An 18535-nucleotide genomic window follows, 5' to 3' on the forward strand; every position below is an offset into this window, starting at 1 on the left:
GGCGCGGCATCGAGGAACCCACGGCAAGCACCGACACTCTTTCTTGGGATGACCATGCACCCGACATCGACGCCCGCCCCTGTCGCCACCCGCCGCGCCGCGCCCGTGGTGCGCGACCAGACCACGCTCGAGGAGATCTTCAACGCGCTGAGCCACGGCCTCGGGCTGCTGCTGGCGATCGCCTCGCTGCCGATCCTGGTCTACAGCGCGGCGCAGAAGGGCACCGCGGCCGGCATCGTCGGCGCCAGCCTGTTCGCCGGCACCGCGATCGTGCTGTACCTGATCTCCACGCTCTACCACGCGCTGCCGATGGGCCGCGCCAAGGCCTGGTTCAACCGCTTCGACCATGCCGCGATCTATCTCTTCATCGCCGGCAGCTACATGCCCTTCGTGCTCGGCGTGCTGCGCGGCCCCTGGGGCTGGACGCTGTTCGGCGCGATCTGGGCCGCGGCGGCGCTGGGCGTGGGCGCCAAGCTGTTCGACCGGCTCAAGCATCCGCTGTGGTCCACCGGCCTCTACGTGGCAATGGGCTGGATGGCGCTGATGGCGGCCGTGCCGCTGGTGGAGCGCATGTCGGGCGCGGGCCTGGGCTGGCTGGTGGCCGGCGGCCTGTTCTACACCGCGGGCGCGGTGGTCTTCCTGTTCGATTCCAAGGTGCGCTTCGCCCACTTCGTCTGGCACCTGTTCGTGCTCGCGGGCAGCACCTGCCACTTCTTCGCCGTGCTCTGGCACGCGCACGGCTGAGCTGGCGCTTCGGCCTCAGTAGTGCGGCGGCAGCTCGTCGCGCAGGTTGCGCGGCGCGCCGCCCTGGCCCGCGGCCTGCACCTGCTCGCGCAGCTGCCCCAGCTGGGCCAGCAGGCCGTCGATCTGCTGCTGCTGGCGGTAGATCGTGAGGTTGAGCTGCTCGAGCAGGTCTTCGGCATAGCTGGCCTTGATCTCGAGCTCATTGAGCCGCTCGGCGACTTCGTGGGGCGAATGTTCCATGGCGCTATTGGACAGGAAGACCGGCCGCGGTTTCGTGACGATCGCGCGGCCGGCCCGCCTTTGCACCGCGCGGCTCAGCGCCGCACTTTTGCCTCGAGCAGGTCGGCCATGCCGATGCGGTGCGCGAACTCGATGCGCACGCGCTCCGACACCTCGAACACCTCGGCCGCGCCGTCGTTCACGAAGTCGATCACCGGCCGCATCGGCCGCTGGCCCGCGGGCAGGCCCACGATGCGCACGATCTCGTCGGCCACCGCCTGCGGATCGGCATGCTCGGGCGTCAGCGCCGAGAGCTTCGCGCCGATCTGGTCCATCAGCCCGTCGTAGCGGCCATAGGCCGCGGCCGTGGCCGCGTCGGCCGGCTTGCCCGCGCTCGGGAAGTGGTCGGTGCCGCGCGTGAACGCGCCCGGCACCACGATCGAGGTCTCGATGCCGAAGCGCGCGATCTCGTAGGCCAGGGTCACGGCGAGCGAATCCATCGCCGCCTTGGCCGCGCCGTAGGGGCCCATGAACGGCGGGAAACCGCCCTTGGTGGTGGTGCTGCTGATCCACAGCATCAGGCCCGATTCCTGCCGCCGCAGGTAGGGCAGCACCGCGCGGTTGACGCGCTGCGCGCCGAGCACGTTGGTGTCGAACACCTTCACGATCTCCTCGGGCGTGAAGGCCTCGGTCGGGCCGACCACCAGGTGGCCGGCGTTCTGCATCACCACGTCGAGCTGGCCCTGCTCGCGCACGATCGTCGCGGCGGCGGCGTCGGCCGAGTCCTGCGACAGCACGTCGAGTTCGAGCGGATGCAGCTCGAGCCCCCTGGCTGCCGCCAGCGCGCGCAGTTCGGCCGCGCGCGGCGCGTTGCGTCCCGCGATGTCGCGCATCGAGGCGTAGACGACGTGGCCCGCCTCGGCGAGCGACCGGGCGCTGAGCTTGCCGATGCCGGTGCCGGCGCCCGTGACGAGGATGATCTGCTTGTTCATGAGGCTTCTCCTTCGATGGATGGAAGGCTCAGGCCAGGCCGCCGTTGGCGCGCAGGATCTGGCCGTTGACCCAGCCCGCGTCGGGACCGGCGAGGAACGAGACCACCGAGGCGATGTCCCCGGGCTGGCCCAGGCGCTGCAGCGGCGGCATCCTGGCGAAGGCCTGGATCTGCTCCTCGGTCTTGCCGTCGAGGAACAGCGAGGTGGCGATCGGGCCCGGCGCAACCGCGTTCACCGTCACGTTGCGGCCGCGCAGTTCCTTCGCGAACACATGCGTGAAGGCTTCGACCGAGGCCTTGGTGGCGTTGTAGATCGCATAGCCGGGCATGTTCAGCGCCAGCGTGGTGCTCGAGAAATTGACGATGCGGCCGCCCTCGGCGAGGCGCTTGGCGGCCTCGCGCAGCGTGTTGAAGGTGCCGCGCACGTTGATGTCGAAGACCTGGTCGTAGAGTGCGTCGTCGTGCTCGGCCAGCGGCACGGTCTTGAGGATGCCGGCGTTGTTGACCAGCACGTCGACACGGCCGAGCTGCTGCTCGACGGTGTCGAACATGCGGCGCACCTCGTCGGCGCTGGCGACGTCGGCGCGCACGGCGATGGCCCGGCCGCCCGCGGCCTGCAACTGGGCGACCAGCGCCTCGGCCAGCGCCGGGCTCGAGGCGTAGTTGACGGCGACGGCGAAACCGTCGGCCGACAGGCGCTGCGCGATGGCGGCGCCGATGCCGCGCGATGCGCCGGTGACGATCGCGACCTTGGGGTTGGAGGACTGGTTCATGGCGTGTTTCCTTGCGGTGGGTGGTTGGTGAGACGAATCTTCGATCGTTCCGCCAAAAAGATAATCACTGCCAAATCGCCATTACTATTCCATTCACTTCAACAATAGACCGACGGCATCGCCATGGACCGCTTCCAGGAAATGCAGGCCTTCGTGCGCATCGCCGAGCGCCGGAGCTTCACCCAGGCCTCGGAAGACCTCCAGATTCCGCGCGCCACCGTCACCAACCTGATCAAGCGCGTCGAGCAGCGCATCGGCACCCGGCTGCTCGAGCGCACCACGCGCACCGTGCGGCTCACGCAGGATGGCGAGGCCTACTACCGCCGCTGCGTGCGCCTGCTGGCCGACGTGGAGGAGGCAGAGGGGCTGTTCCGCAACACGGCGCCCAAGGGGCTGCTGCGCGTCAACCTGCAGGGCACGCTGGCGCGGCATTTCGTGGTGCCGGCGCTGCCGGACTTCCTGGCGCGCCATCCCGAGCTGACGCTGCACATCGGCGAGGACGACCGCCTCATCGACCTGGTGCGCGAGGGCGTCGACTGCGTGCTGCGCGCCGGCACGCTGCAGGACTCCTCGATGGTCGGGCGCCGCATCGCGCTGCTGCCGCAGGTCACGGTGGCGAGCCCCGCTTACCTGGCGCGGCATGGCGAGCCGGCCGATCCCGCGGCGCTGGCCGCGCCCGGCTCGACGCACCGCGCGGTCGACTACCTCTCGAGCGCCACCGGCAAGCCGGTGCCGCTCGAATTCACGGTCGACGGCCGCGTGAACACGCTGCAGCTGCCGGCCACCGTGTCGGTCACCGGCACCGACCTCTACACCGGTTCGGCCGTCGCGGGCCTGGGGCTGGTGCAGGTGCCGCGCTACCGCGTGGCCGCGGAGCTGGCCGACGGGCGGCTCCATGTGGTGCTCGACGGCTTCGCGCCGCCGCCGATGCCGGTGTCGGTGCTCTATTCGCAGCACCGGCAGCTGTCGGCGCGCGTGCGCGTGTTCACGCAATGGCTGCGCGAGGTGTTCGAAGCCGCCGAACTGTGATCGGCATGTGAAGCGCGCGTGCGCGCCCCTTCGACTTTTGCACGCTCGGCACGGATTTGTGGCGCGCCACCGCGCGGGTTGACCGTTGTTTGCAGACCCGGCGCCGCGTGCCCCGCACACTGGCCCGACCGCTTCGCTCACCCAGGAAGTCGTCGATGCCACCACGCACCCTGCGGGTCCGTTCGCCCGCGATCGCTCTCGTTTCCGGTCGCCCCGCGCTGGAGCCCGTGCGCCTCGCGGGGCAGGAAGGCATCAACGGCCTGTTCGACTACGAGCTGCTGCTCGAGACAACAGAAGCGGCGGACCTCGACCTCGATGCCTTCATCGGCCGCGAACTCCACTGCGAGATCGCGCTCGACGATGGCCAGGACGGCATCCGCGAGATCAACGCGCTGATCGCCGAGGCCGCCTGCCTGGGCGAATCGCAACGCCACGCGCGCTACCGGCTCGTGCTGCGCCCCTGGCTGCACCTCGCCACGCTGCGCAGCGACTGCCGCATCTTCCAGGACCTCGACGTGGTGCGGATCCTCGACCTGCTGCTCGAGCCCTATGGCTTTCCGATCGAGAAGCGCCTGTCGCAGCGCTATCCGGTGCGCGACTACCAGACCCAGTTCAACGAGAGCGACTTCGCATTCTTCAGCCGCCTGTGCCAGGAGTGGGGCATCAACTACCACTTCGCGCACGAGCGCGGCGCGCACCGGCTGGTGCTGTGCGACCACATGGGCGCCCACGCGCGCTTCGCGAGCCCGGCCTGCGCCGAGGTCGAATACCACGCACCGGGCTCGAAGCTCGATGCCGAGTACCTGCACAGCTTCGTGCCCGAACATCGCCTGACGAGCGGCCGCTATGCCACCCGCGACCACGACTACCTGCGGCCGCACGCCGACCTCGGCGCCGGCCAGTGCGACCCGCGCCCCACGGGCCAGGCCGACGGCGAGGTCTACCAGTGGCACGACGCCCGCGCCGGCAGCCATGTCGCGCAGCCCGGAGCGGGCGCCGCGCCCGGCAACGATCCCTTCGATGAAGGCCGGCTGCTCGCGCGGCTGCGCATGCAGGCGCTGCGCACGCACGGTGCACGCGCGCGGGCCAGTGGCAACCTGCGCGGCATGGTGCCCGGATGCAGCTTCGGCCTGAGCAAGCATCCGCGCGCGGCCGCGAACACCGAGTACCTCGTGCTCCACACGCGCTTCCTGCTCGAGGACACGGGCCACGAGAGCCAGCGCGATGCGGCGAGCGCGCAACGCTGGCGCGCCGAGGTCGAACTCCTCGCGCACCCGATGAGCGAAACCTTTCGCCCCGTGCCCACGCAGCCCAAGCCGCGCGCCGGCGGTCCGCAGGTGGCCACGGTGGTCGGTCCCGCGGGCGAGAACCTCTGGACCGATGCGCTGGGCCGCATCAAGGTGCAGTTCCCCTGGGACCGGCTCGGCACCCATGACAGCCACAGCAGCTGCTGGCTGCGCGTCTGCTCGCCGTGGGCCGGCAACCAGCTCGGCGCGATCCACGTGCCGCGCATCGGACAGGAGGTGCTCGTCGACTTCATCGGCGACGACCCCGACCTGCCGGTCTGCACCGGGCGCGTTCACAACGCGCTGAACCTGCCGCCCTGGGCCCTGCCCGCGCAGGGCGCGCTGAGCGGCTTGCGCAGCCGCGAGTTGGCACCGCGTGGCGGCAATGCCGCGGCGGGTCGCGGCAACCATCTGCTGATGGACGACAGCGAAGGCGAGATTCAGGCGCAGCTGCGCAGCGACCACGGGCATTCGAGCCTGGGCCTGGGCTTTCTCACGCGCGTGGAAGACAACGCCGGGCGCAAGGAGGCGCGCGGCCAGGGCTTCGAGCTGCGCACCGACGCGCAGGGCGTGTTGCGCGCGCAGGACGGCCTGCTCCTGAGCACCGAGGCGCGGCCCGATGCCGCGAAGCATGCCAAGCACATGGACGAGACGACGCGGCGGCTGGCGCGGGCCGCCGGCCGGGTCGAGGCGCTCGCGCTGGCCGCGCGCCATGCCGGCGCGCAGGACGGCGAGGACGACCAGGCCATCGTCGCGGCCGCGCTGCGGCAGCAGAACGATGCGCTGCGCGGCACGCGCGGCGACTTCCCCGAACTCGACGCGCCGCATCTGGTGCTCGCGAGCCCCGCCGGCATCGCCCTGAGCGCCGACCAGGGGCTGCACGGCCACAGCGGGACGCACATCCAGTTCAGCAGCGGCGGCCATGCTTCGATCGGCACCGGCCGGCGCCTGCTGGCCAGCGTCGCCGAGGGCCTGCGCGTCTTCGCGAAGCGCCATGGCATCCGGGCCTTCGCCTCGGAAGGCGAAGTCCGTTTCGAGGCGCAGAGCGATGCCATCGAAACCACCGCATCGAAGGACATCGAGATCGTCAGCACCGAGGACACGGTCTACATCGTCGCCAAGAAGAAGGTCACGCTCGTGGGCGGCGCGAGCTTCAGCGAATGGAGCGAGGGAGGCCTCCGCCATGGCACGCCCGGCAGCTGGATCGAGCATGCGGCCCTGCATGCGACACCGGGGCCGGACACGCGGCCGACCGCCGAGGCCGCGAGCGTCTGCGAGGCCTGCATGGCACGCGCCCGCGTGCAGCGATCCGGCGTGGTGCCGCGCGAATGACGGCCATGGCATCGATCGAGGCAACGCTGCTGCGGCGGCTGGCGGGCGACCTGCGCCATCTGCTGCACGCGGCGCCCGCGGGCGCCACCGTTCATGCCCTCGTGGAGGCGGCGCTCTGCGTGCCCGAAGGCGCGCTCGCGCGCTGGATCGCGTGCCACGGCCTCGAGGCGCACGCACTGCTCGACGGCACGCCCGAGGCGCGCTTCGCGAACGACGGCCCCTGGCTCGTGGCATTGCCGGCGCGCATGCCCGACATGGCCATCGACGAGCTGGCGCGCATCGCCGCGCTGCCGCAGGCCCTGCTGCTGCTCGGCAGCCCGCTGCCGATGCCGCGGCTCGCCAACCACCTGCGCAGTTGGCTCGATGCCGCCATGGTCGATGCGGAAGGCGGGCGCACCGGTCTGCTGCTGCGCTGCTTCGATGCCTGTACCGGCATGGCGATGGTCGACCTCTGGCCCGCGGCGGAACGCCAGGCCTTCGTGGGTGCCTTCGACGGCTGGTGGGGCTGGAATGCCCGCTTCGCGCTCGAACACCGCGCGGGCGCCGCACGGCCGGTGGCGGCGCCTCGCACCGAGCCGCTGGTGCTGGACGAAGCGCTGCTCGAGCGCATCGACGCCCTCAACCGCGCCGAGCGCCTGCTGCACCTGGTGCTCGACGAGGACGTTGCGGCCGGCGAACTCGATGGCGTTCCGTGCTGGCTGCACCGTGCCATCGCCAGGCGGGCGCTGGCGCGTGCGCAAGCGCTGGGCCTCGCGGGCTGGCAGGACGAACGCATCGCGGTGGCACTGTGCCTGCGCGTACATCCCGCGATCCTCGAGCAGCCCTGGATGTGCGCGCTCGCGGCCGGCGCCCGCACGGGGAATGGCGGTCTCCTGCGCGCCGTTGCCGGCATCGCACCCGAGGTCCTCGACGCCGAGCGCCGGCGTCATGCGGCGCGCGTGCTGGAGGACATGGCGCGCGAGATCGCGGGCTGCGCGACCGGCCATGAGCTCACCGCCACCGTCTCGCCCCACTGAGCGCCCACGAAAGAAACCGCCCATGGACATCGCCAGCAGCCTCGCCAACGCCGGCAACGGCCAGCACGACCGCGGCGTCAGTTGCCATCCCTCCGAGGCCACGGCACGGGTCGCTGCCGTCATCCTCTACCCCAGCCTCGGCTGCCCGCTCGTGCTGGCACCGGGCCAGACCCGCGCGCGCCTCGTGATCGGCGTGAACGCCAGCGACAGCCGCCGCTTCGCCGTCGACGCCACGACCGGACTCGCGCAGGCCGCGCATCCCTACATCGACCGCCACTTGCGCCTGTGCCCCATCGAACGCAAGCCGGACGATACCGACACGACGCAGGGCACGCTGTTCGGCGATGGCCGGACCTACGCGAAGGCACGCGCCGCGCTCACGACGCGCGCCCTCGGCCCCTTTCGCGCGCAGAGCGTCGTGCACTGCAGCGACGGCACGGCCTTCAGCCTCTCGCCCGCGGGCATGCGGCTCTACCATGAGTTCGAGGGCGGCACGCTCTACGAGATCGAGTTCGACCCGCGCGCCGCGCCCTTCGCGCGCATCGACGCCTCGGGCTTCCAGAGCTTCGCCTGGATGGTGGCGCTGACGCCGGCCGAGAAGAAGGCCTGGCCCGATGGCAATGCGCCCTGCGCCGCGCACTACCAGGACCTGCTGGTCCAGCGCTTCCTGCAGGCGCAGCGCGGCACGCGCGGCGGAGCGATCGGCGACCTGCGCGAGTACGACGTCGATGCCATCGGCGCCACGCGCATCGGCGCGCCCGGTGCCGACCGGCCGCGGCTGCAGGCCTGGCACCCCGTGATCCGCGCGAGCACGCCGACGCTGCGGATCGCGCACCTGAGCGACGTGCACGTCAACCTACGCCAGCAGGCGCTGGCCCGTTCGCGCGCGATCCTGCTCGAGGGCGCGGAAGGCGCCGGCCCGCTCGCCGAACCCTTCGCCGCGCGCACCCTGTGCAATGCCTTCCTGCACCTGCGCGGCCTGTTCGAGGCCGTCGCCCCGAGCCGCGAGCCCGACAGCGCCCTGCTGCTGACCGGCGACCTGATCGACTTCAACCGCAACATCGATCCCGCGCGCGCCGGCGCCACGCTGGGCGAGCAATGGCGCGCCTTCAACATCCTCGGCAACGCGCACGACGCCGATCTCTACGCGCGCTGGCAGGACGACATGCAGGTCTACAGCCTCGTGCGGCATGCCTATGCGCGGCTCAGGCTGCCGGTCTTCATGACCACCGGCAACCACGAGGCCTACGAGATGCCCTACGGCATCAGCCCGCGCGTGGGCGGCTGGGGCATGGCGCTCGGCGCGATGGAAAACGCTGGCCGGCATGCCGGCCCTTCGGTCACGGAGCGCACCGACCCCGCCATCGCGCGGCACCGCGCCCGGCTCGAGGAGGCCAGCCGCTTCTCGCCGACCCGCGCCAACGAAGGCATCGCGGCCGACCACAACCTCACGATCTACGAAGCCGCGCTCGCCTATGGCCCGACCTACGGCCAGACCTACACCTCGCTCAACTACGACGCCGCCAACTTCGATCTCTTCGGCGCGCTGTTCAATCCGCTCGGCGACTTCGTCGTCGGGTTCGGTGGCCCGCAGGGCGCGCGAACGGCCGGCCAGCTGCTCGTGGGGCTGGCCTGGGGCGAGCACGAGAACTTCCAGAACCTCGCGGGCGGCACCGGCAGCGTGGGCGTGGACCGCCAGGGCGCCATGATCCTGCCGCGCGCCGCGAGCAGCTTCAGTCCCGGCCAGCAGGCGCTGCTGCGGCATGCGCAGCAGCTCAAGACCGCGAGCGGCGCATCGCTGCTCGTGGCGAGCCACTTCACCATCTTCAGCTACGACCAGGGCGTGCCCTTCTCGGCCGCCGATGCCGGCTTCACGCCGGCCGACACGCCCGATGGCCAGCTCCACAGCCCGGGCGGCCTCACCGCCTTCAACATGGGCACCTGCGAGCGCAGGCTGCGCTGGTACTTCGACCACCTGGTCCTCGGCGATGGCCCGCGGGTCGACTGGCACTTCAGCGGCCACAGCCACCGCGCCGGCGTCTATCAGGCCGCGCGCAGCGCGCGGTCCAGGGGACGCGTCGAGGTCACGAGCGCCCGAGACCCTGGGCTGGAGGGACCGCAGGCGGGCGATGGCCGCGCCACGCGCTTCGTCGTGTCGAGCTGCGGCGGCCCCATCGGCTACCAGAACCTCGACGGCGAACTCGCGGGCTGGACCTTGCGCCCGCCCGCGGGCAGCGTGCTCGACCCGGTACGCCATCGGCTCTCGCAGGTGCGAAGCGCGACGGGGACGGGGCGACCCCGGCTCGCGGTGGCGCTGGACTACCTCCACCTGATGCATCCGAAGGATCCGCCGCTGCGATTCGTCTGGGCGCAGCGCACGGGGCTGCTGACATCGCGGCGGTCGCCGGAGGTCGAGGTGGTGTTGAGCGAGCGGATGGCGGTGCTGGATTGCATCGCGGGGGTCAGGGTGTGGGTGTGCGAGATGGTCGAGAGCCAAGGAAACGCACTCAAGAAGACGCGGCCACGATGGCATCGCCTCGAACCCGCGCTCGTCCATCGTCGGCAAAGAACGCTCGTCTTCAACCCACGCGACCTCGATGCATTGGCCAGCGGAATGGTCTCACTCCACAGCGCCAACGAGACTACAGAAGAACGCGAGACATCGCGTCTCGGGGACCGCCACCAGGTGATCGAACGGGCCCCGCAGGCCTTTTGCGAAGTCGTCCTGAAATCACCGGCGATCACCAAGGGCACGCCCGACTGGAGCACGGACATGAATGTCGACGACCCCTGGCTTTTCCCCCTCGATATCGGTACCGCCCGCCTGGGCACCACCTTCATCGACTTCATGCGCCGCCGCGCGGGAGAGCAAGGCGAAGTGCCCGACTGGGATTGGCTCCATCGCACCTGGGGCAAGTACCCGACGCCGGCCGGCAACCTCTATCCGGACCCCAAGAAAGTCATCCGACTGGATTGACGAGGACCCCATGCAACGCCGCCACCTGTTCACCTCGATCGCAAGCCTGTCGATCGCGCCTTCCATCCCACTGTTGACCAGCTGCCGCCTCATGAAGAAAGACATCAAGGAATTCGGCAAGACCTTCGAGTACCTGAAGGACGATGCCGCGCGTGCCAAGGAGACAGGCAATGCGCCGATGGTCATCGAAGGGGCATCGTTCGACGGCACGCAGTTTCACGGACAGGTGTGGCGCCATCTGAAGTTCGTCGATTGCGATTTCACGGGCGGCTACCAGATCCGCCTCGAAGCGATGGCCAATGTCGAATTTCGCAACTGCCACTTCGCCGGCGTCATCGAATTCGGCGTCATGACCGACGTGCGCTTCCACGGTTGTTATTCCCAGGGAAACTCGAACTGGGGCGGCCAGCGAGGCAGCAGGAACGTGGTGTTCGAAAAATGCCGCTTCATCGGCTCGAGCAGCGACAGGAACCGCCAGGGCGCGATCGGCACCTACGGCGACGCGACCTTTCTGGGCTGCGTGATCAAGTGGTTCGACATCAGTGCCGATACGGGCCTGGTCGCCAGGGACTGCGACTTCGACGGCGTGTCCTATCACCCTGAGAACGCCACCGTCCTCATCGAGAACTGCCGGCTTAGGGGGCTCTTCAACATGGTGCCCGCGGGCCTCGCCTCACTGACGGTACGCGACACGGTCGTCGATCACCTGGACTTCAATCGCGCGGAGGTGAAGGGCGACATCCTGATAGAGCGCGTGCGCGGTGAATCGCTGCTGGCGCGCATCGGTGGCGGGCTGCGCATCACCGTCCGCGACAGCCAGTTCAAGTCCAGCCCGCAAGGGCCTTCCCCGTTCAAGCTGGTGTCGGCCGATACGCTGCACGCAACGATCGACAACGTCCAGTTCCTTGGCGGCGGCAAGCCCGTCGAACTCAGCTTCGGCCTCGTCGGCTCCAAGGCCGAAGGCGTCACCCCTCAAGTCAACCAGACCTTCACCCTCCGCAACAGCCACATCGACCACCTCGACGCCACCTACCTGCGCAGCGCCCATGTGCGCTTCGAAGGCAACGAGTTCGGCCGCCTCGAGCTGCAGCACAGCCGCATCGGCACGCTGGAGCTGCTCGGCAACACCATCGTGCGCACGGTCGACTTCACGAACGTGGAAGCCGACGACGCCAAGGTGCAACCGCTGGGCGCCGGCCAGGCCCGGCTCGAGGGCTCGAACATCCGGCTCGACTGACGCGCGGGCGCCCCTCAGGACGCCGGGCAGTTCAGCGCCGCCTCGGCGCCCTGCGCCTGTTCCTCGCCGCGCAGGAACGCGAACACCACCACCGCCGTCAGCACCGTCACGGCCGCGAGCCCCAGCAGCAGCGTGGCGAAGGCGTCGCCATACACCTGCAGCACGGCGGCGCGGTCCAGGCCCGGCAGCAGCGTGAGCGCCTGCTGCAGGCCGCCGGTCGTGACCTGCTGCGCGGCTTGCGACGCGGCCGACGATCCCGAAGCCAGGGAGCCGACGCCCGGCAGATGCGCCAGCCGCGCCCCCACCAGCGCCGTCAGCGCCGCCCCCACCAGCGCGAGCGCGATGCCCTCGCCCGCCACGCGCACGGTGTTGAAGATGCCCGAGGCCATGCCCGCGCGCTCGCGCGGCACGACGCCGACCGCGAGCCCGTCCATCAGGCCCCAGGGCAGGCCGATGCCGCCGCCGATCAGCAGCAGGGGCAGCAGCAGTTCGCGCGGTGCCGCGCCCGGTGCACAGCGGCCGAGCGCATAGAGGCCCACGGCGCAGACCAGCAGGCCCACGGCCGAGATGGCGCCGGCCGGGAAGCGGTGCGCGAGCCACGCGGCCAGGGTCGGCACGACGAGGATCGGCCCCGACAGCGCGAGCATCAGCCGGCCGGTCTCGGCCACATCGCGCCCCTCGAGGCCGACGAAGCGGATCGGCAGCAGCACCAGCAGCACGACGAAGGCGTAGGCCGGCGCGCTCGCGAGCAGCTGCACGCCGACGAAGCGCGGATAGCGGAACAGCGTCAGGTCGAGCATCGGATGCGCGACGCGGCGCTCGATCGCGACAAAGACGACACCCAGCAGCACGGCGCCGGCCAGCGCGCCCATCACCCAGGGGCTGCCCCAGCCGCTGTCGGGCGCCTGCAGCACGCCCAGGGTCAGCAGGCTCAGCGCGCCCGTGAAGCTCAGGGTGCCGGGCACGTCGAGGCCCACGGCCTGCGGGTTGCGCGACTCGCGCATGCACGCCGCGGCGATCGCCAGCGCCGCGAGGCTCACGAGCGCGGGGCTCCACATCACGGCCTGCCAGCCGAAGCGTTCGCCGAGCCAGCCCGCGAGCAGCGCGCCCGAGGCGAGGCCGGCGCCGAACGAGGTGCCGATCAGGCTGAAGGCGCGCGTGCGCGCCGCACCGTCGAAGACCTGCGCCAGCGCGGCGGTGCCGGCGGCGAAGGCGGCGGCCGCACCGAGCCCCTGCGCGGCGCGCGCGAGGTCGAACCACACGATGCCCGGCGCGCACACCGCGAACAGGCTGCCCAGCAGGATCAGCAGCAGCCCGAGCACGAACACGCGCTTGCGCCCGCAGGCGTCGGCCAGCGCGCCGGCCGCCATCAGCGTGCCGCCGAAGCTCAGCATGAAGGCATTGGTGACCCAGTTGAGCTGCACCGGACTGCCGCCCAGCGCGGCATGGATCGCGGGCAGCGCGACGGCCGGGCCGGTGAAGCTCAGCGGCATGCCGATCGCGGCCAGGCAGACGGCGGCGAGCAGCCAGTACGGGCGTGGCGCCGGGGAAGACGAAGACGGAAAAGAAGAAGACATGGACACCCTTCACGCAGGACCGAAGACAGGCCGGGCGGCGCCGGTCCGGAGGCCCGGCCGACGCCCTCATCGGCGTGAAGAGAAGATAAAAATGATTGAATGCAAAGAGAATGGAGGCACAACTCCACTCACTCCCAACCTGAGGTTGCCAATCGATGGACAGTTTCAGCGGCCTCGAATCCTTCGTGCGGGCGGCCGACCTGCTGAGCTTCGCCAAGGCGGGACGGCTGCTCGGCATCTCCGCCTCGGCGGTCGGCAAGAACGTGGCGCGGCTCGAGCAGCAGCTGGGCCTGCGGCTGTTCAACCGCACCACGCGCCAGGTGCGGCTCACGCAGGAAGGCGCGATGTTCCACGAGCGCTGCCGCCGCATCCTCGACGAGCTCGACGATGCGCGCGCCATGATGCAGGACGCCGTGGCCCAGCCGCGCGGCCGGCTGCGCGTGAGCCTGCCGACCATCGGCTACCGCTTCCTGCTGCCGATGCTGCCGGACTTCCAGGCCCGCTATCCGCAGATCGAGCTCGACCTCGACTTCAACGACCGGCTGGTCGACGTGATCGCCGAGGGCGTGGACGTGGCGATCCGCAGCGGCGAGCTGGTCGATTCGCGGCTGGTGGCGCGCGGGCTCGGGCCGTTCCGCTTCCTGCTGGTGGCCGCGCCGGCCTACCTCGCGCGCCATGGCGTGCCGCAGCAGCCGGCCGACCTCGCCGGCCATGCCTGCCTGCGCTACAAGTTCGTGACCGGCACGCGCATCGAGGACTGGACCCTGCCGGGCCTGCCCGAGCGGCTGCCCTGCACGATGCTGTGCAACAACATGGAGGCCATGCTCGGCGCCGCCATCGCCGGGCTCGGCATCGCCTTCATGCCCGACTTCCTCGCGCGCGATGCGCTGGCGCGCGGCGAGCTGCAGCGCGTGCTCGTGCCCCACGTCACGCACCGCGGCCAGTTCTCGGCGCTGTGGCCGTCGAGCCGGCAGCTGTCGCCGAAGGTGCGGGCCTTCGTGGACTTCGCGGTCGAGCGGATGTTTCCGCCGCCGACCGACGAAGACGTCGGGCGCGACTGACTCAGGCGGCCACGGCGGCCACTGCCGCTTCGGCCACCGCGGCCGGTTCGGCTGGCGCCGCCGGCGGCTCCTGCGCCAGGTCGAACAGCGCGCCGATCCGCGCATTGCCGCCGATCGCCGCCAGCTCGCGGCTGCTCAGCGTGGTGCCCGCGCCGCCCTCGAGCTGCGCGATCCGCACCGAGGCCTTGTCGCCGGCCGGCACCATGAAGGGCGAGTGCGTGGTGTAGACGATCTGCTGCGCGAAGTCCTGCTCGAAGTGCGCGAGCAGGTCGGCCTGCGAGCGCGGATGCAGGTGCAGGCCGGGCTCGTCGAGCAGCAGCACGATGCCGCCATCACCCTGCTCGCCGGCCTCGCCGCGCAAGCCCGCGAAGAAGGCCACGTGGAACGCGAAGAACCACTGGAAGCCACGGCTGCGCTCGTCGAGACCGACCTCGACCTCATAGGCTCCGCCCGGGTCGGACACCAGCGTGTCGAACTCCTCGCCGTCGAGGTTGAAGCGCACCTTGAGCGGCCGGTCCTTCCACAGCCGGCGGATCTCGGCGGTCATCGCCGCGCCCGCGCGGTTCACGAGCTGGTTGCGCGTGGCCTGGTCGCCGCGTTCGTGCAGCGCATGCAGCTCGCGCGGGTCGAGGCCGGCGGCGCGGCACAGGGTGCCGAAGCTGCGCTGCGCGCTCGAGAGGTGGTCGCGCGCCTCGCTCGAGAGGTAGTCGGCGATGTTCTGGCGGCCCTGCAGCGCGGGGTACTCGTCGACGAACACGAAGCGCGGCAGCCGCGCGAGGATCCAGTCCTTGGCGCGCGCGAGCGCGGGCCCGTCGCTGACGATCGACAGCGACAGCTCCTCGAGCTCGGTCACCATCTGCGCGGGCTTGTCGGCCAGCTCGGCACCGGCCGCGGCCAATGCCTGGCGCAGCGCGGCCAGGGCGAGCTGCGCGCCCTCGGACCACTTGAGCAGGTCGGGGTTGAGGATCATCGCGCCATCGAAGGCATCGGCCGCCTGCTCGAGCGGCGCGCGCAGTTCGTCGGCCAGCTTCTCGGCCGCGGCCTTCACGGCCGGCACGATCTTGCGGATCTTGCCCTTGGCATCGCCGACATCGATCGACAGGTCGCCCAGGCCCTCGAGGCCGGCCCAGCGCGCCGGGCCATAGCCGCGGCCCGCGGTCACGTGGCTCACACCGGACGCGCGCGGCAGCAGGCGCACCAGCTCGGCCTGCTCCTGCGGCTCGAGGCGCCAGCGCGTGTGGACCACGGGCGTGTCGGCCGTGCATTCGCTCAGGCGGCGATGGCGCGGAAAGTTCTTGATCGGGCTCAGCGCGCTCACCGGCCCCTCGGCCGGGTTCAGGCTGTGCAGCGCGCGCAGCAGGTTGGATTTGCCGGTGTCGTTGCGGCCGAGGATCGTGGTGATCCGGGAGAGTTCGATGGGACCGCTGTCGTTGATCGAGCGAAAGTGGGTGATCTGGAAGGACGCCAGGCGCATGCGGGAAAGTCGATTCACAAAAAAGCAGGGCCGGGGAATGTAGTGCACTCCCGGCCCCTTTCCGATCGGCGCGCGAAAAAAATCGGCGCACGATGCCTTGCTTGCGACTCAGCTCATTCGGCCGCGCGCCGCAGCGTGTCGACCACGGGCCGGCGCAGCACCTCGCGCAGCCCCCACCAGCCCGCGCCCAGCGCGAGCACCGCACCGGCGAGCGCGCCGGCCACCGGCACGATCGGCGAGGCGGTCCAGGTGAACTCGAACACGAAGCGCGCCAGGCCCCAGCCGATCACCGAGGCCACGATGCTCGCGAGGAAGCCCGCGAGCAAGCCCACGCCCGCGAGTTCGGCGCGCTGCACCTGGCGCAGCAGGCTGGCGCGCGCGCCCACCGCGCGCATCACGGCGAATTCGCGCGCGCGCTCCTCGCGCGTGGCGGTGACGGCCGCGAACAGCACCACCAGCCCGGCCGCGAGCGTGAAGCCGAACAGGAATTCGACCGCGCGGATCACCTGGTCGAGCACCGTCTGCACCTGGTTGATGGTGGCGCTCATGTCGACGTTGGTCACGTTCGGGAAGGCGCGCACCAGCGCGTTGTCGAAGCCCTTGGTCTCGGGCGCGCGGAAGGCGCCCATGTAGGTGGTGGGCACGTCGGCCAGCGTGGGCACCGTGTACATCACGAAGAAGTTGGCATGCAGCGAGCCCCAGTCGACCTTGCGCAGCGAGGTGATGCGCGCGTCGTTCTGCATGCCGCCGATGTCGAAGCGCAGGCTGTCGCCGAGCTTCAGGCCCAGGGTCTCGGCCAGGCCCTCCTCCACGCTCACCTCGCCCTGCGCGCCGGGCGTCCAGCGGCCGGCCACGATGCTGTTGTGCGCGGGCGCCTCGGCGCTGTTGCTGAGGTTGAACTCGCGGTCCACCAGCCGCTTGGCGCGGTCCTCGGTGTAGTCGTCGGGCGTCACGGGCTTGTCGTTGATCGCGATCAGGCGGCCGCGGATCATCGGGTACCAGTCGAACTTGTCGACGCCGCCATTGCGCAGCGCCTTCTGGAAGGCCTCGCTCTGGTCGGGCATCACGTTGATGACGAAGCGGTTGGGCGCATCGGGCGGCGTGGCCTTGCGCCAGCTCGCCACCAGGTCGGTGCGCAGCAGCACCAGCAGCACCAGCGCCAGCAGGCCGACCGCGAGCGCGCTGACCTGCACCACCGCATAGGCCGGCCGCGCCGAGATCTGGCGCGTGGCCAGCACCAGCCAGCGCGGCGCCGTGGTTTCGTTGACGCTGCGCCGCAGCAGCTTGACCGCGAGCCAGCTCAAGAGCGCGAACACCGCCACCGCGCCCGCGAAGCCGCCGACCGCGATCAGGCCCAGCTTGATGTCGCTGCTGGCCGCCATCAGCAGCGCCGCGAAGCCCGCCACGCCGATGCCCAGCACCGCCAGCGAAGCCGGCTTGAGCCCGCCCACGTCGCGCCGGATCACGCGCAGCGGCGGCACGCGCGCGAGCTGCAGCACCGGCGGCAGCCCGAAGGCGAACAGCAGCGTGAGACCCATGCCCAGCCCGAAGGCCGCGGGCCACAGCGTGGCCGAGGGCAACGCGGTCTCGACCAGGCCCGCCAGCAGCAGCACGAACACGTAGTGCACGCCGAAGCCGATCGCCACGCCGAGCGCGCTGGCCACCAGCCCGACCACCGCGAACTCGAAGGCATAGGCCCAGGCGATGGTGCGCTGGCTCTGGCCCAGCACGCGCAGCATCGCGCAGTCGTCGAGGTGGTTGGCCGCGAAGCCGCGCGCGGCCAGCGCCACCGCCACCGCCGACAGCAGCGCCGCCAGCAGCGCCACCAGGCTCAGGAATTTCTCGGCGCGGTCCAGCGTCTGGCGCATCTCGGGCCGGCCGCTCTCGAAGGAGTCGAGCCGCACGCCGCGCAGCTCGCCTTTCTTGATCTGCGCCTCGGACCAGTCGACGAAGCGCTTCACCGCCGCATCGGGCCCCGCCACCGCGAGCCGGTAGCCCACGCGGCTGGCCGGCTGCACGAGGCCGGTGCGCGGCACGTCGACCTGGTTGAGCATCACGCGCGGCGAGAAGCTCATGAAGCCCGCGCCGCGATCGGGCTCGAGCGTGATGACGCGGCCCACGCGCAGGCCGGTGTCGCCCAAGAGCAGCGTATCGCCGACCTTGAGCGCGAGCGAGTCGAGCAGCGAGGCATCGACCCAGACCTCGCCCGGCGCCGGCACGTCGCGCGTGACCGCGCCCGGCGCGCCGAGAGCGGTGGCGGTCTGCACATTGCCGCGCAGCGGATAGCCCTCGGCCACCGCCTTCAGCGCCACCAGCTTGCTCGCGCCGCCCTGCGCGTCGTCGGCCCGCGCCATGGTCGGAAATCCGTAGGTGCCCGCGGACTGCAGCCCCAGCGAGCGCGCCTGCGCCACGAAGGCCTCGGGCGTCGGGTTGTCGCTGACGATCACCGCGTCGCCGCCCAGCAGCTGGCGCGCATCGCGCTTCAGGCCGCCCTGCAACCGGTCGGCGAAGAAGCCGACGGCAGTGAGCGCGGCCACGGCCAGCAGCACGGCGACGATCAACAGGCGCAGCTCGCCGGCGCGCAGGTCGCGCCAGAGCGTGCGCCAACCCAGGCGGAGGGAGGCGTTCATGGCCGCGACGATAGCCGAGCGACCCGGCGGGCCGCGCATCCGAGGGTTATTGCGGCCCTCTCCTACCCGCCGCGGCCTTGATCGCGGACAGTTGCTGAAGCATGATGCAACAAACATCCAGCCTCCACGGACCGGCAATGGCGCCAGGTCCGGGCCGGCCGGAACAAGAAGAATCCATCGCCGGACCCC

The 18535-nt window shown here is 71.0% G+C and carries 13 protein-coding genes; 7 read left to right on the top strand and 6 right to left on the bottom strand.

Features of this window, described 5'->3' with window-relative positions; translation table 11 throughout:
• The first annotated feature begins 48 nt into the window (after positions 1-48).
• Complete coding sequence (trhA, locus tag KV106_RS30620; RefSeq protein ID WP_409976573.1) at positions 49-744, top strand: PAQR family membrane homeostasis protein TrhA; 696 nt, start codon at positions 49-51, stop codon at positions 742-744.
• Positions 745-759: 15 nt separating this feature from the next.
• Here the strand turns inward: trhA and KV106_RS30625 are convergent, their stop codons facing one another.
• The 3 genes from KV106_RS30625 to KV106_RS30635 form a co-directional block, all read right to left on the bottom strand.
• Positions 760-984, bottom strand: coding sequence for a SlyX family protein (locus KV106_RS30625; RefSeq protein WP_057592973.1), 225 nt, complete (start codon positions 982-984; stop codon positions 760-762).
• 74 nt (positions 985-1058) lie between these two features.
• A complete protein-coding gene (locus tag KV106_RS30630; protein ID WP_261214835.1) occupies positions 1059-1955 on the bottom strand; it encodes an SDR family NAD(P)-dependent oxidoreductase in 897 nt (298 codons plus the stop codon).
• Positions 1956-1983: 28 nt separating this feature from the next.
• The gene (locus KV106_RS30635) at positions 1984-2727 is read right to left on the bottom strand and encodes an SDR family oxidoreductase (protein ID WP_057592969.1); all 744 of its coding nucleotides are present in this window, start codon (positions 2725-2727) and stop codon (positions 1984-1986) included.
• 123 nt (positions 2728-2850) lie between these two features.
• On the opposite strand from KV106_RS30635, the gene KV106_RS30640 reads away from it, so the two are divergent.
• From KV106_RS30640 to KV106_RS30660, 5 genes are all read left to right on the top strand, one after another.
• A complete protein-coding gene (locus tag KV106_RS30640) occupies positions 2851-3756 on the top strand; it encodes a LysR family transcriptional regulator (protein WP_261214838.1) in 906 nt (301 codons plus the stop codon).
• A 155-nt stretch (positions 3757-3911) separates the two neighbouring features.
• A complete protein-coding gene (locus tag KV106_RS30645) occupies positions 3912-6374 on the top strand; it encodes a type VI secretion system Vgr family protein (protein ID WP_261214839.1) in 2463 nt (820 codons plus the stop codon).
• Between the two features lie 5 nt (positions 6375-6379).
• A complete protein-coding gene (locus tag KV106_RS30650) occupies positions 6380-7390 on the top strand; it encodes a DUF4123 domain-containing protein (protein WP_261214841.1) in 1011 nt (336 codons plus the stop codon).
• Between the two features lie 22 nt (positions 7391-7412).
• Positions 7413-10367: a metallophosphoesterase gene (locus tag KV106_RS30655; RefSeq protein WP_261214844.1), complete on the top strand. Its 2955-nt coding sequence runs from the start codon at positions 7413-7415 to the stop codon at positions 10365-10367.
• A 10-nt stretch (positions 10368-10377) separates the two neighbouring features.
• Positions 10378-11604 (top strand): right-handed parallel beta-helix repeat-containing protein, encoded by a 1227-nt coding sequence (locus KV106_RS30660; protein WP_261214845.1) that lies wholly within the window; start codon positions 10378-10380, stop codon positions 11602-11604.
• Positions 11605-11618: 14 nt separating this feature from the next.
• Here KV106_RS30660 and KV106_RS30665 read toward each other — a convergent pair whose 3' ends face one another.
• Positions 11619-13181, bottom strand: a complete 1563-nt coding sequence (locus KV106_RS30665) for an MFS transporter (protein WP_409976574.1) — start codon at positions 13179-13181, stop codon at positions 11619-11621.
• A 155-nt stretch (positions 13182-13336) separates the two neighbouring features.
• Between KV106_RS30665 and KV106_RS30670 the strand changes: the two genes are divergently transcribed.
• Entirely contained in the window at positions 13337-14242 is a 906-nt protein-coding gene (locus tag KV106_RS30670) for a LysR family transcriptional regulator (protein ID WP_057592959.1), read from the top strand.
• Position 14243: 1 nt separating this feature from the next.
• On the opposite strand, the gene KV106_RS30675 is transcribed toward KV106_RS30670, so the two are convergent.
• Together KV106_RS30675 and KV106_RS30680 are read right to left on the bottom strand one after the other, a co-directional pair.
• Positions 14244-15716 carry an ATP-binding protein gene (locus tag KV106_RS30675; protein WP_261214847.1) on the bottom strand — a complete coding sequence of 491 codons (1473 nt, stop codon included), beginning with the start codon at positions 15714-15716 and terminating at the stop codon, positions 14244-14246.
• Between the two features lie 113 nt (positions 15717-15829).
• On the bottom strand, positions 15830-18346 hold the full coding sequence (locus tag KV106_RS30680; RefSeq protein WP_261214849.1) for an ABC transporter permease: 2517 nt from the start codon (positions 18344-18346) through the stop codon (positions 15830-15832).
• Positions 18347-18535: the final 189 nt, after the last annotated feature.

Source organism: Variovorax endophyticus, assembly GCF_025376855.1.
Classification (GTDB): domain Bacteria; phylum Pseudomonadota; class Gammaproteobacteria; order Burkholderiales; family Burkholderiaceae_C; genus Variovorax.